Genomic DNA, 13,880 nt, shown 5'->3' with positions numbered 1-13,880 from the left:
GATGCTGTTCTACGATTGCTCTACCGCGCCCAACCCGCGCCGTGCCCGCATGTTTATCGCCGAAAAAGGGGTGGAAATTGAGACCCGCGAGGTCTCGATCGCCAAGGGCGAACAACTGAGCGACGCGTTCAAGGCAGTTAATCCAAATGCGACGGTTCCCGTTCTGGTCACCGACGAGGGTATGGTACTGACCGAGAATCTCGGAATAGCTGCCTATCTCGAGGCCCGCTTCCCAGAACCGCCTTTGATGGGGCGCACCGCGGATGAAAAAGGACTGGTCCTGATGTGGAACAGTATTGTCGAGCTGCAAGGTGGTCTGCCTATCGCCGAGACGCTGCGCAATTCGCATCCCGCCTTTGCAGACAGGGCAATTTCGGGTCCGGTGAACCACGCCCAAATCCCTGAACTCGCGCTGCGCGGCGCTGAACGCGTTGGACGTTTCTTCGATGTGCTTGAGGCGCGATTGGCGGAAAGCCCCTATATCGCGGGGTCAGAATTTACTCTGGCTGATATCTCGGCCTTTGTTTTTGTTGATTTCGCACGGGTGATCAAAAAGCGGATTCCGCAGGAAAATTCCGCAACGTTGGCGTGGTTTGAAAACGTCGGCGCCCGGCACAGCGCACAGCTTTAAATCGGTTGTTTACGCCTGATCGCAGAGTGCGGTCTGGACTGTACAGAAATGTCTAGACAGAAGTGAACAGTGGGTCTAGCGTCCTTCCCGAGTCGTCAGGGGAGGGCGGGATGAAAACTCAGTATCGCGTTGTGGTCATCGGGGGCGGCGTCGTGGGCGCCTCGGTTCTGTATCATCTGGCCAAGTTCGGTTGGACGGATGTTGTGATGCTGGAACGGCGGCGGCTTGCGTCTGGATCGTCGTGGCATGCAGCGGGCGGTATTCATGCGCTAAACGCTGACCCCAACATGGCGTCGTTGCAGGCCTACACGATCGATCTGTTGAGCGAGATCGAAAAGGAATCGGGTCAGAATATCGGTCTGCACATGACCGGCGGCCTGACTCTGGCCGGCACGCCCGAACGTTGGGAGTGGTTGCAGGCGAACTACCGTATCTTCCAGTCCATCGGCATCGACGACTGTGAGCTGCTGTCCCCGGAAGAGGCCCAGCGGCGTTGCCCGATCATGTCCACCGACGGTGTGCTTGGTGCGATGTGGGCGGACCGTGAAGGGTATATCGACACGACCGGGACAGTTCAGGCTTATGCGACCGCCGCCAAAAAACGCGGTGCGGAGTATTACGAAGAAACAAAGGTCGAGGAACTGATCCAGACCGCCGATGGCTGGCAAGTTGTGACGGATCGCGGCACGATCACCTGTGAACATGTGGTCAATGCCGCGGGTCTATGGGCCAAACAAGTTGGGCGCATGGCGGGCGTTGAGTTGCCGGTCTCTCCGCTGAAGCACCATTACCTGATCACGGATACCGTGCCTGAAGTGGCCGAAGCCGATTTCGAGATGCCAATGACCGTGGATCTCGAAGGCTTCACCTATATGCGGCAGGATCAGAAGGGCGTTCTGGTCGGTATCTACGAGATTGACCACGAACACTGGGCCATGGACGGCGCGCCGTGGACCTATGGTGAGGAGCTGTTTCAGGAACAGCTCGTCCGCATCGAGAACGAACTGACGCTGGGCTTTGAGCGATACCCCTCGATCCAGAATGTGGGCATCAAAACATGGGTCAACGGCGCGTTTACCTTCTCGCCCGACGGGAACCCTCTGGTTGGTCCGGTGCCGGGCAAACCCGGCTATTGGTCCGCTTGTGCGGTGATGGCTGGCTTCCTGCAAGGGGGCGGCGTTGGCAAGACGCTGGCCGAGTGGATGATCCATGGCGAGCCGGAGGCCGACGCTTGGCCGATGGACGTGGCACGCTATGGCGATTTTGCGCAGAACAAACGCTATATCCGCGAAACCACCGGACAGTTCTATTCCCGTCGCTTCGTGATGACCTATCCGAATGAGCAATTGCCTGCGGGACGTCCTTTGAAAATGGCACCCGCGCACGATGCGATGACCGAAGCCGGGTGCAAATGGGGTGTCAGCTGGGATCTGGAAGTGCCGCTTTACTTTGCGCCCAAAGGGTTTGAAGAGACACCGACCCTGAAACGTTCGAACGCGCATGACATTGTGGCCGAGGAATGCAAGGTGATCCGCGAAGGCGTGGGCTTACTGGACATCTCGGGCTTTTCGCGGTTCGAGGTCAGCGGCCCGAATGCCGAGATCTGGCTGGACAAGGTGATGGCTTCGAAACTGCCTGCACCGGGCCGGGCCAAGCTGGCCCCGATGTTGGGTGAGAATGGGCGGCTCAAAGGCGATCTGACCGTGCTCAACTGGGGCCACGGAACCTGGTGGATCATGGGCAGTTATTATCTGCGTGCCTGGCATATGCGCTGGTTCGACGATCACATGATCGACGGCGTCGATATTCGCGACTTGGGTGAAGAATATTGCGGTTTTGCTGTGGTCGGCCCGAAATCGCAGGCGGTGGTTGAGAAACTGGCAGAGCAGGATATCTCGGGCCTCAAGTTCATGGGCTGCGGGGATTTCGACATCGGTCTGGTCCGCGCCCGCGTCGCGCGGATGTCGGTGACAGGTGAAAAAGGCTATGAAATCAACTGCCGTTACGGCGATCACATCAAGCTGCGCCGCATGTTGCTTGAGGCCGGGGCGGATGAGGGAATTCGCGAATGCGGCTTCAACGCGATGCTTTCGACCCGATTGGAAAAAAGCTTTGGCATCTGGTCGGCGGAATTCACGCAGCTTTACACTCCGGGTATGACGGGGATGGACCGATGGATCGACTGGGACAAGGACTTCGTCGGTAAAGATGCGGCCGTAGCTGAACGAGACGGGAATGGCCCGGCGCAGGTTCAGGTCACGCTGGAAGTTGACGCTCTGGACGCGGATGCCAGCGGGTATGAGCCGATCTGGTCCGGCGAAGAGCGTGTGGGGTTCGTGACTTCGGGAGGCTATGGGCACTATACCGGCAAGTCGCTGGCGATGGCTCTGGTCAACCGCGACAAAGCCGAACCGGGCACCGAATTGACCGTGCATGTGGTTGGTGTCGAACGTCCCGCGCGGGTTGTCGCGCCGTCCCCCTACGATCCGCAGGGCAAGGTAATGAGGGGCTGAGATGATCTCACAAACATCCGAGCGTGGCCGGCGACGGCGTGGACGCGGGGTTGAGGCTGCGCCTCCGCCCCAACGCGACGTGAACTATCGCCAGCTCAGAAATCCGTTCCCGCAGATGGAAGTCTTCCCGGCGGATCAGATCGCAGACATGCACGACACCGCTCTGCGCACGCTTGAGGATCTGGGCGTCAAAGTCCTGCTGCCCGAAGCCCGCCGGATCTTTGCCGCAGGTGGCGCGCGCGTTGATGAAAGCACCGAGATGGTGTTCATCGGGCGCGACATGGTCGAGGCCGCAGTCACATCGGCCCCCAAGTCGATCAACTGTAGGGCAGGTGCGCGCCGTCGGGATTTTACGCTGGAGCTTGGCAGTCTCGTGTTCCAACCGGGGGCAGGGGCTCCGAATGCCACCGATCTGGAACGGGGTCGTCGGCCCGCGACCGGGCAGGACTATCTGGAGTTCCTGAAACTCACCCATCATTTCGACGTCTTCCAGATGATATCGCCGCAGGTCGAGCCGCAGGACGTGCCGACCCATCTGCGCCACTACTTCACTACGCAAGCGCAGATGGAGCTGACGGATAAGTTCCCGTTCTTCTTTTCGCGCGGGACGCCGCAGGTGATGGATTGCTTCGAGATGCTGTCCACCGCGCGGGGCCTGACGGATGACGATTTCCGCAGCAATGCGCATTGCTACACGATCATCAACACCAATAGCCCCCGCACGTTGGATATCCCAATGGCGCAGGGCCTGATCGACTTTGCGCGCCATGGCCAGATGTCGATCATTACGCCCTTTACTCTGATGGGGGCGATGGCCCCGATCACCGTGGCCGGGGCGATCACGTTGTCCCATGCCGAGGCGCTGGCCGCTTTGACCCTGACTCAGCTGACCAACCCCGGCGCGCCGGTCTGCTATGGCACCTTCACCAGCAATGTGGACATGAAGTCTGGCGCGCCTGCCTTCGGCACGCCATCCCACTTTCAGGCGTCGCTGGCGGCCGGGCAGTTGGCGCGGCATCTGGGTTTGCCGTGGCGTTCGGCGGCGGGGTCTGCTTCGAATATCAACGACGTGCAAGCGGCGAATGAGAACCAGTTCGGCTTGTGGGGTTGCCTGTTGGCAGGGGCGACGGTGATCATCCACTCGGCCGGATGGCTTGAGGGCGGGTTGACGGTATCCTTCGAAAAACTGGTCTGCGATGCCGAGGTACTGAACATGGTGGCCGAGCTTTGCGCGGGCGCACAGGCGGGAACGGCCGAGATTGGTTTTGACGCCGCCCTGCGCGAGGTCGAACCAAGCGGGCACTTCTTTGCCTCCAGCCAGACGATGGAGCGGTATAACACCGAGTTCTACCAACCGCATGTCCACGATTATGCCAATTTCGGCACTTGGACCGAACGCGGATCGGTCGATGCCAACCACCGCGCGACCGGTGTTTGGAAAAGCATTCTGCACGATTTCAAAGCGCCTGTCGTGGATACTGATCGACTGGGTGCCTTGCAGGACTTTATCGCGCGTCGTACTGCCGAAGGCGGCGCACCGCCGGAGAGTTGAATGAACACCAAACCGATCCTGCACCGGGACGACCCAAAGGCCGAACCTCTGGTGGGCAACATCAAGGTCACGCGTGACGACTGGCTGAACGTGGCGATGGATGTGCTGATCTCAGATGGGGTGGACCACATCAAAGTTCTTAATCTGGCCGAACGGATGGCCGTGTCACGGTCGTCTTTTTACTGGTACTTCAAGTCGCGGCAAGAGTTGCTGGATGCGCTTCTCGCCCGTTGGCAGGCGACCAACACGGCGGCTTTGGTCGCGCAGGCCAAGGCACCGGCTGAGACCATTACCGGGGCGGTCTGCAACGTGCATCGCTGTGTGGTGAACACCGACCTGTTCGACACGGCGCTGGACTTTGCCATACGGGACTGGGCACGCAAGTCGGGCAAGGTGCGGCGTGCGCTGGACCAATCCGACGCCCGGCGGCTTGAGGCACTGCACGCCATGTTCGCGCGGTATGGGTATTCAGACGTTGAGGCCGAGACCCGCGCCCGCGTGTTGTATTACATGCAGATCGGATACGATTTGGCGCAACTGAACGAACCAATGGAAACGCGGCTGTCGATGGCACCGCACTACCTTTATGTCTTTACCGGTGTCGAACCACGACCCGAGGAAGTCGAAGAATTCAGCGCGTATTCAAAGCGCTATTGGGAGGGAGACACAGAATGAGCCAACCAGACGCAATCATCATCGGTACTGGCGTCATCGGCGCCGCCATCGCATTCGAAATGGCCAAGTCGGGCTGGAAAACGCTGTCGTTAGACCGCAATGCGCAGGTCGGCCATGGCTCGACCGCCGGGTCCTGCGCGATCATTCGCATGCACTATTCGACATTCGATGGCACCGCCTTTGCGTGGGAAGGCTATCACTATTGGCGGGACTGGGCCGAATATCTGGGGCTGCCCGCAGATGCCAATCTGGCGCAGTTCCGTGAGACGGGGTGTCTGGTGATGAAGACGGACGCCAACGGGATGCTGGAAAAGCACATGAGCAACAGTGCCGATCTGGATTGCCCGTTCGAGGAGTGGTCGCCTGAGAAAATCACTGAACGGCTGCCGGTTTATTCGCTAGACAGCTTCACTCCGCCCAAGCGTATGGACGACCCGGAATTCGGCCAACCCAACGGTCGCAAGATGCAAGGCGGCGTATTCTGGCCGCAGGCGGGCTATGTCACCGACCCGGCCCTGTCGGCGCAGAACCTGATGGACGCCGCCAAACAGCACGGGGCCGAGGTGCGCACCGGGGCCGAGGTGGTTGAAATCCTGACCGAAGATGGTCGCGTGGCCGGAGTAAAGTTGGCTTCGGGCGAGGAGGTCCGAGCCAAGGTCGTGGTGAACGTGGCCGGGCCAGGCTCGGCCATCATCAACAAAATGGCGGGTGTGCTGGACGACATGACCATCGAAACCCGCCCCCTGCGGCAGGAGGTGGTGCATGTGCCCGCACCCGAGGGGTTCGACTTTGAAAACGATGGCACCATCGTGTCGGACAGCGATATCGCCTGTTACTGCCGCCCTGAACATGGCAACCACATCCTTGTTGGCTCGGAAGACCCGGAATGCGACCCGCATCAGTGGTGTGAGGATGACGTCCACTACAACCACGACTTCACCGATCAGTGGACCACGCAGGCGATGCGCTATGCGCAACGCGTGCCCAGCCTAGGCATTCCGTCGAAGACGCGCGGGGTAGTCGACCTGTATGATGCCTCAACCGACTGGATTCCGATTTATGACAAATCCAGCCTGCCGGGGTTCTACATGGCCTGCGGCACCAGCGGGAACCAGTACAAGAACGCTCCAATCGCGGGCAAGATGATGACGGCGCTGATCGACTATTGCGAAAACGGGGCTGATCACGACGCACAGCCGTTGCAGTTCGAACTGCCCTACATCAAGCGCTTGATCGACGTTGGCTTCTATTCCCGCAAACGCCCGATCAATGAAGAGAGCAGTTTCTCGGTTCTGGGCTAGCCAGAAGGACAAAAGGCTCTACTCTTCCTGGGAACCACGTGAAGGGCCCAGGATGACCGAGCCAACGAACCGAGTTCTGATATTAGGGAGCGCGCCAAGCGCCGTGGCTGCGCGAGCATGGCCCCGCGATGCCTTTACGCACATCGTGGTGATCAACAACGCGTGGCGCATCCGGCCAGATTGGGACGTATTGATTCACCCCGAGGATTTCCCGGTTGAAAAGCAACCGGGCAGTATCGGCCCTCATCAGCGGATCGTAACCGCGCAGGACTACGTTCCGGCCCAGAACGAATTTGGCGGGTTTGTATATGCCGGGGGCACGATGGCTTTTACCGCGGGCTATTGGGCGCTTTCCGCGTTAAAGCCCGCAGTTTTGGCGTTTTTCGGTTGTGACATGATCTATCCGGGAAACGGAAAAACTCATTTCTACGGAACCGGAGAGCCCGATCCCCTACGCGCGGATATCTCTCTGCGCTCACTTGAGGCCAAGTCCGCGCGTCTTGCAATGTTTGGTGCGTCGCAGGGCTGCCGGGTTGTCCGACTGTCGCATGGGGAAAGTCGGTTGCTGTTTCCATCCGCCACGATGGATGATGTGTCGGCGGTGAAGTTGCCGGACACTGCTGCCATGGCAACCGTACTGCAGGTGGAAAAAGATTTGGGATACGTTGTGCCTTCGGGCCGCTATTGGGAGGTCGCAGACAGATTTGATGAGGCAAAACTAGACGCAGTCGACCGACAATGGCTGGAGGCTTACCAGCCATATGTTTTTAAGCATGTTGCGTAAGGGAATTTGGTTGGTCAGACGGCGAATTTCACCCAAGCCCAGACCATCGCGATATAGGTCAGGTTGTGCATCAACTGGTCCAATCCAGCTGCGCGCCAGAAAGCGGCCTGCGTCGGCATCAGTTGCTTCTTGTCGGAATAGCTTGCTTTGGCAAAATCGATGTTGAAATGCACGATCCATTCCAGGGCGGCGATGATAAGAATGAACGACCACGGCGCTCCGAACAGAAGAAACACGACAACCGAGCCGACAACATGCACACCCGCATGTTGCGCGCGGCCCCAGTGAAAATACTCACCACGACCGGACAACATTTTGGGGGTTTGAAGGTAGAAGTCAGCAAACATATGTTTGATCTGCAATAAGCAGAGCATCAAAAACACTGCGCCTAAATTGGCAGTCAAAGTGTTCCTCCCGATATCGTCCGATATAAATTCTAGGCGCTAAACCGTTACGGCGCAAATGAACTTGTTCACACATGGCGGAATAATGTTCAAATTGGAAACCATTTGCGTCATTGGTGGCGATTGCGGTAAATTCAAAGTGTTGGATATGCGGCACTTTCGGTCAGATCGGATCGGTGATCCAAAATAGGGGCAGCTTCAATAGAACGTTCGATTTTCCGTTTCATTTGGAAATACTCAAAACGTGATCAACTGATCTTGTTGGCCGTGACGTCTACTTTGTTCCCGTTGCTGTATCTGACGCTGGAGCTGCCCAAGCGCATCATCAACGATGCGATCGGTGCAGCCAATCCTGTCGTGGACGTGCTTGGGTATCAACTGTCGCAGACAAATTTCCTGATCATTCTTTGCTGTGCATTTCTTGTGGCGGTTTTGGCGCACGGATTGATGAAGATGCGCATCAACACCATGAAAGGCGTGCTGAGCGAACGCATGCTGCGCCGGTTTCGGTATCAGCTGATCAACCGCGCCCTTCGCTTTCCCCAACCCTATTTCGAACGGGTCAGCCAGGGCGAGATGGTGTCGATGATCACCGCCGAAAGCGAGCCTATGGGCGGGTTGATGGGCGATGCGATCAGCCAGCCTGTGCTACAGGCCGGTCAGATGATTACCATCTTGTCTTTCCTGTTCCTGCAAAGCGTTTGGTTCGGTCTGGCTGCAGTTGCGTTAATACCTCTGCAGGCCTGGCTGATTCCCAAGCTGCAGCGACAGATCAACCTTCTGAACAAGAAACGCATTCAGGAAGTCCGCGTGCTGGCAGCCCAGATTGGCGAGAACGCTGCAGGCGCTTCGACGCTGCGCGGCAATGGTGGCTGGCGTTATCGCCGGGCGATGATCTCGGAACAGTTGGGGCGGCTGTTCGGCATCCGATTCGAGATCTACCAGAAGAAATTCTTCATGAAGTTCATCAACAACTTCATCTCGCAGTTGACGCCCTTCATGTTTTATTTGGTCGGCGGCCTTCTGGTGCTGCAGGGATCGGTTTCGCTTGGCGCGCTGGTTGCGGCGCTTGCGGCGTACAAGGATCTGAGTTCGCCTTGGAAAGAGCTTCTGACTTACTACAACCAGACTCAGGACATGTCGCTGCGCTGGGATGTGGTGATTGAACGTTTTGCACCGCCGGGAATGCCGGATGAAAAGCTGTTTGAAGGTGAGCCCGAGACAACACCGCGTCTGAATGGTGATATCGTTCTGGATCGGGTCTCGGTCCGGGATATGGACGGCAATCAGGTGCTGGATGATCTGAACCTCACCTTCACTGGTGGACAAACCATCGGGATTGCCGCCCCCAGCGAAGAGGACCGACGCGCGGTGGGGGAATTGCTGACACGGGAGATTCTGCCCAGTTCGGGTCGGGTCGAGGTGGGCGATGAAAACCTGTCGACCCTGCACCAAAGCGTCGTGGCCGCACGCATCGGCTATGCCTCATCGCGCCCCGTGATGTTTCAGGGCACGTTGGGCGACAACGTCATGATGCCGATGCGCCAGAGGCCGCTGACGACCCAAAGCGACGACCCCGACTTTGCCGAAACACAGCGCGCGGGCAACAGTTCCGATCCGTACAATGCAGACTGGCTGGATCCATCCTTGGCAGGATTGGACAGCCCCGAGGCGTTGCGGGATTGGTGGCTGCACCTGATCGACGGAATGGGATCGGGGGCCGCTTTGTTCCAGCGCGGATCGGATCAGGTATTCGTCGCCGCCGAACACCCGGAACTGGCACAGAAACTGGTTGAATTGCGCCCTCTGGTGCAACAGGCAGTGCAAAAGGCAGGTTTAGATCAGCAGGCGCTGGTCTTTGACTGGTGTTCATATAATTCGGCATTGCCTGTCGCCGAGAACCTGCTGTTCGCGACCCCGCGGGTTCCGGTAACGCAGGAACTGCTGGCCCGCCAGACTGTTTTCCTGGGACAGTTGCGCGAATTGGGGCTGGACAAAACGCTGGTCAGTCTGACCCGGGATGTGATTGAGATGCTGCGCCAGATCTTTGGTCTGGATGGCACTGACCATCCGCTGTTCCGTAAGCTTGGGCTTGAGGCCAAAACCTACGAGACTGCGCTTGAGCTTGTCGAGAAAACCCGCAACGAGGGCGTTTCCGGCTTGGATGACGAAAAGCTGGCGAACCTATTGGCTGTGCCGTTTGTGATTTCGGCCGAGCAGATCGGTCCGGCCTTTACCGATGAGCTTAAGAACCGCATCCTAGAACTGCGCCATAGCCATTCGGAAAAGCTTTTGGAGCGGCTGCAGGATGTCTTTTTACCCCTGCACAAAGACGCTTTCGCGCCTGGACTGACGGTGATGGAGAATGCCCTGTTCGGCAAGGTCAGCCAGATCGGCGGCGGCCGCTCGGACGAGGCGCGCAAGTTGATTGTTGATGTTCTGGACGAAAACGGCGCGCGCCCGCTTGTGGTTGAGCTGATTTATGATGTGCCTGTGGCCATTGGTGGACAAAACCTGCCTGCAGTTTTTGCCGAGCCACTGGCCTTTACCCGGGCAACGATCAAGAAGCCGGATATCCTGATTCTGGAAGATGCGCTGGCCAGTTACGACATGGCGACCAAGGTGGCCGTCTACAAAAACCTGCGGCAGTTGCTGCCGGATACGACGGTCATCTACCTGAACGACCAATTCGACAATCCGGATGTATTCGACATGTACGTCGAAATTCGGCAAGGTCGTGTGGTTTCGGACGAAGGGGATGCCAAGGTGGAAGAAGACAGCGCCGCCTCAGCCGACCTGGCGCGGAAGCTGCGCGCGTTGGAGCAGACACCGCTGTTTTCCGGTCTCGACCGTCGGCAGCTGCGCCTGCTGGCCTTTGGCGCGCGCTGGTATGATGCCAAGCCGGGTGGAGTCGTATTCCTGAAGGACGACCAGCCCACCGACGGCGCCTATGTCGTTCTTGAAGGCGAGGCTGGTTTGTACCTGCCGCAGTTGGAAGGCCCCGATCAGTTGATCGCCAAGGTTGGGCCGGGGGCGTTGGTTGGTGAACTGGGCTTGATCCGCAAAGAACCCCGTGCGTTGAGCATGATTGCCGAGACGGAACTGTCCTGCCTGCGGATCGGTGAGGAAGAATTCCTGGCCGTGGTTGAAAACGATGCCGCGACCGCGTTCAAGCTGATGCAGGTGATTGCGGGCTACGTCTCGAACTAAGTGTCAGGTTTACAGAACAGGTCATACAGCAGGCCGATGACCTGCGCTGTATTTCCATCCTGAAGCGAGTAGTAGATCGTCTTGCCGTCACGGCGAGTCGAAACCAGACGTTCCTGCCGCAACCGTGCCAGCATCTGACTTACTGCTGCCTGCCGGATTTGCAGCAAGTCCTCAAGCTGACCAACCGATTTCTCACCTTCGCCAAGATGGCAGAGGATCATCAGCCGCCCTTCATGCGCCAGCGTTTTCAAAAACGCAGCGGCCCGCGCGGCGCTTTCTTTCATGTCCGCGGGGTTCTCAGGATGGGCGTTTTTGGTCTCTTGTTCTGTGGTGCTCACACGCGGCCTGTTTCGCTATGGGGTTGGACCAATATGCCCCAATTAGTGTTACATTGTCACCCCTCGGTTGCTGGCGCGCCGCCCTGAAAGGCGTTTCCGTTGACATAATCACAGGGTTCTTCCTGCATTTGCAGGTGCAGACCGTCACCCGAGTAGGGGTGTGCGCGGGCCAGTTCTTCGTCAACCTCAATCCCCAGACCGGGTGCCGTTGGCGCGGTCACAAAGCCCTGATCCACACGCAGTGAACCCTTGATCAGTTGGTCGTGGAACGGTGTCTCGATGGTCTCTAGCAGCAGCAGGTTCGGGATCGACGCGGCCAGATGAATATTGGCCGCCCATTCGACCGGCCCAGCGTAAAGATGCGGTGCCATCTGTGCGTTGAAGACCTCGGCCATGGCGGCGACCTTTTTCATCTCCCAAATGCCACCGGCGCGGCCCAGCGCGGGTTGCAAAATCTCGGCGGCCCCTGCGCGTAAGACAGCACCGAATTCGGCCTTGGTGGTCATGCGTTCCCCTGTCGCCACAGGGATACGGACATTTTGGGCGACGCGGGCCATGTCTTCGATCATGTCTGGCGGCGTTGGTTCTTCGAACCAAAGCGGGGAATAAGGTTCCAGCGCCTGACCCAACCTGATCGCCCCTGCAGTATTGAACTGGCCATGCGTGCCGAACAGCAGATCAGCCTTGTCGCCTACAGCCTCGCGAATGGCTTTGCAGAAGGCCACGGACATTGAGATATCGGACATCGCGGGCATATGCCCGCCACGGATGGTGTATGGTCCAGCCGGATCAAATTTGACCGCTGTAAACCCGCGCCGGACCATCTCGGCCGCGCATTCACCGGCCTGTTCGGGTGAGGTCCAGAAATCGGTCAGATTATGCTGCGGCAGGGGGTACAGGTAGGTATAGGCGCGAATCCGCTCGTTCATCAGCCCGCCCAGCAGCGCATAGACGGGGCGGTCGCGGTCTTTGCCCAGAATGTCCCAGCACGCGATCTCGAGCCCCGAGAACGCACCCATCACTGTCAGGTCCGGGCGTTGGGTAAAACCGCTGGAATAGGCGCGGCGGAACATCAACTCGATATTCTCGGGGTTTTCGCCCAACATGTGCCGCTCGAAGACGTCACGGATCACGTGCTGCATGGCCTCGGGGCCGACCGAAGAGGCATAGCATTCGCCCCAACCGGTGATCCCGGTATCGGTCGTGACTTTCACCAAGATCCAATAGCGCCCGCCCCAACCTGGTGCGGGCGGAGCGGTGACGATGATGTCGAGGTCCTGCAGTTTCATACTATGCCCTCTCTGATCCGTCTCTGTCGAACAGGATCACATTGCGTTTGGCCGATCCGGTCTTGGTGTCCTCAATGGCCTCGTTGATCTGATCCAGCGACCAGCGGCCCGAGATCAACTCGTCCAGCTTCAACCGCCCCTGTTCATACAGGTCGATCATCCATGGGATATCGCGCTGGATGACCACATCACCCATTTTCGAGCCGACCACGCCCTGACCCAACGCGGCCAAAACTACGGGTTCGTAAGTGGACATGTCACCTGAATGCGGCATCCCGATCATGATCGCTTTGCCGCCCCGGCCCAGATAGCGGGGGGCCTGATCATAGGCCGGAATCGCGCCGACAGTAATCAGAACAGCGTCTGCACCGCGTCCGCCAAGAGCTTTGAAAGCGGCTTTCCAGGGCTCTTTGAGGTTGGCCAGAACGCCGTGCGTCGCGCCGAATTCCTTGGCGATTTCCAGCTTTTCTTCGGTCATGTCGACGGCAACGATCCGACGAGCCCCTGCAAGACGAGCGCCTTGAATGGCGTTTAGCCCAACTCCACCCGCGCCGATGACAACCACGTCCTGACCAGGCCGCAGTTTTGCTGCGTTCACCGCCGCGCCAACCCCGGTGATGACACCGCAGGACAAAAGGCTGGCGACATCTTTCGGCATGGTTTCCGGGATTTTCACGATCTGCCGATGGCTGACCACGACCTTTTCGGCAAAGGCGCCGCACGCCATGGCCTGTTCCAGCGGCCCGCCGTCCGCCGTGCGCAGCGGACCGTTAACCGTGTCATAGGGCGTTTCGCATATTGTTGGTTGCCCTCCGGCACAGGATGGGCAGGACCCGCAGGCACGGATCAGAGTGACAACAACGGTATTACCAACCTCGAAGTCTCCGACTGCACCACCGGTTGCCGTGATCGCCCCGGCGGCCTCGTGCCCGTAGACGGCAGGCAAATACCCGCCCCACGCGCCGCTTGCATAGGTGATGTCCGAATGACAGATGGCCACTGCATCCAGCGTGACTTCGACTTCACCCGCGGCGGGTGGCGCAATTTGAATATCCTCGATGACCAGAGGTTCATTGAACGCCCGGCAGACGGCGGCTTTGATGGTTTGCATTTTGTCCCTCACTCCCTTTCGCTCACGGTGGCGCGGGAAAATCCATGTCGCAAGACAGAAACCGTCATTGGC

11 protein-coding genes are annotated in these 13,880 nt (G+C 58.6%); 7 read left to right on the top strand and 4 right to left on the bottom strand.

Features of this window, described 5'->3' with window-relative positions:
* Position 1: 1 nt before the first annotated feature.
* The 6 genes from ACR0LN_RS07090 to ACR0LN_RS07065 all read left to right on the top strand — a co-directional run bounded on the left by ACR0LN_RS07090 (position 2) and on the right by ACR0LN_RS07065 (position 7,456).
* The gene (locus tag ACR0LN_RS07090; RefSeq protein WP_480428651.1) at positions 2–631 is read left to right on the top strand and encodes a glutathione S-transferase family protein; all 630 of its coding nucleotides are present in this window, start codon (positions 2–4) and stop codon (positions 629–631) included.
* 110 nt (positions 632–741) lie between these two features.
* A complete protein-coding gene (locus tag ACR0LN_RS07085) occupies positions 742–3,144 on the top strand; it encodes a GcvT family protein (protein WP_480428650.1) in 2,403 nt (800 codons plus the stop codon).
* 1 nt (position 3,145) lies between these two features.
* Positions 3,146–4,696: a trimethylamine methyltransferase family protein gene (locus ACR0LN_RS07080; protein ID WP_480428649.1), complete on the top strand. Its 1,551-nt coding sequence runs from the start codon at positions 3,146–3,148 to the stop codon at positions 4,694–4,696.
* Positions 4,697–5,371, top strand: a complete 675-nt coding sequence (locus ACR0LN_RS07075; RefSeq protein ID WP_480428648.1) for a TetR/AcrR family transcriptional regulator — start codon at positions 4,697–4,699, stop codon at positions 5,369–5,371. It begins immediately after the preceding gene.
* Positions 5,368–6,672 (top strand): NAD(P)/FAD-dependent oxidoreductase, encoded by a 1,305-nt coding sequence (locus ACR0LN_RS07070; RefSeq protein ID WP_480428646.1) that lies wholly within the window; start codon positions 5,368–5,370, stop codon positions 6,670–6,672. The genes ACR0LN_RS07075 and ACR0LN_RS07070 overlap by 4 nt, the downstream gene beginning before the upstream one ends.
* A gap of 52 nt (positions 6,673–6,724) precedes the next feature.
* A complete protein-coding gene (locus ACR0LN_RS07065) occupies positions 6,725–7,456 on the top strand; it encodes a hypothetical protein (protein ID WP_480428645.1) in 732 nt (243 codons plus the stop codon).
* A 14-nt stretch (positions 7,457–7,470) separates the two neighbouring features.
* Here the strand turns inward: ACR0LN_RS07065 and ACR0LN_RS07060 are convergent, their stop codons facing one another.
* Complete coding sequence (locus tag ACR0LN_RS07060; RefSeq protein WP_480428717.1) at positions 7,471–7,830, bottom strand: DUF3307 domain-containing protein; 360 nt, start codon at positions 7,828–7,830, stop codon at positions 7,471–7,473.
* 243 nt (positions 7,831–8,073) lie between these two features.
* Between ACR0LN_RS07060 and ACR0LN_RS07055 the strand changes: the two genes are divergently transcribed.
* Positions 8,074–11,070, top strand: coding sequence for an ABC transporter transmembrane domain-containing protein (locus tag ACR0LN_RS07055; RefSeq protein ID WP_480428715.1), 2,997 nt, complete (start codon positions 8,074–8,076; stop codon positions 11,068–11,070).
* On the opposite strand, the gene ACR0LN_RS07050 is transcribed toward ACR0LN_RS07055, so the two are convergent.
* The 3 genes from ACR0LN_RS07050 to ACR0LN_RS07040 all read right to left on the bottom strand — a co-directional run bounded on the left by ACR0LN_RS07050 (position 11,067) and on the right by ACR0LN_RS07040 (position 13,808).
* The gene (locus tag ACR0LN_RS07050) at positions 11,067–11,354 is read right to left on the bottom strand and encodes an ArsR/SmtB family transcription factor (protein ID WP_480428713.1); all 288 of its coding nucleotides are present in this window, start codon (positions 11,352–11,354) and stop codon (positions 11,067–11,069) included. The two genes, ACR0LN_RS07055 and ACR0LN_RS07050, sit on opposite strands and share 4 nt — an antisense overlap.
* A 110-nt stretch (positions 11,355–11,464) precedes the next feature.
* The gene (locus ACR0LN_RS07045; protein WP_480428644.1) at positions 11,465–12,697 is read right to left on the bottom strand and encodes a mandelate racemase/muconate lactonizing enzyme family protein; all 1,233 of its coding nucleotides are present in this window, start codon (positions 12,695–12,697) and stop codon (positions 11,465–11,467) included.
* 1 nt (position 12,698) lies between these two features.
* A complete protein-coding gene (locus ACR0LN_RS07040; RefSeq protein ID WP_480428642.1) occupies positions 12,699–13,808 on the bottom strand; it encodes a Zn-dependent alcohol dehydrogenase in 1,110 nt (369 codons plus the stop codon).
* Positions 13,809–13,880 lie beyond the last annotated feature (72 nt).

The sequence above is a fragment of the Ruegeria sp. AA6 genome, from assembly GCF_056542865.1.
This window is presented reverse-complemented; position numbering and strand designations above follow the sequence as displayed.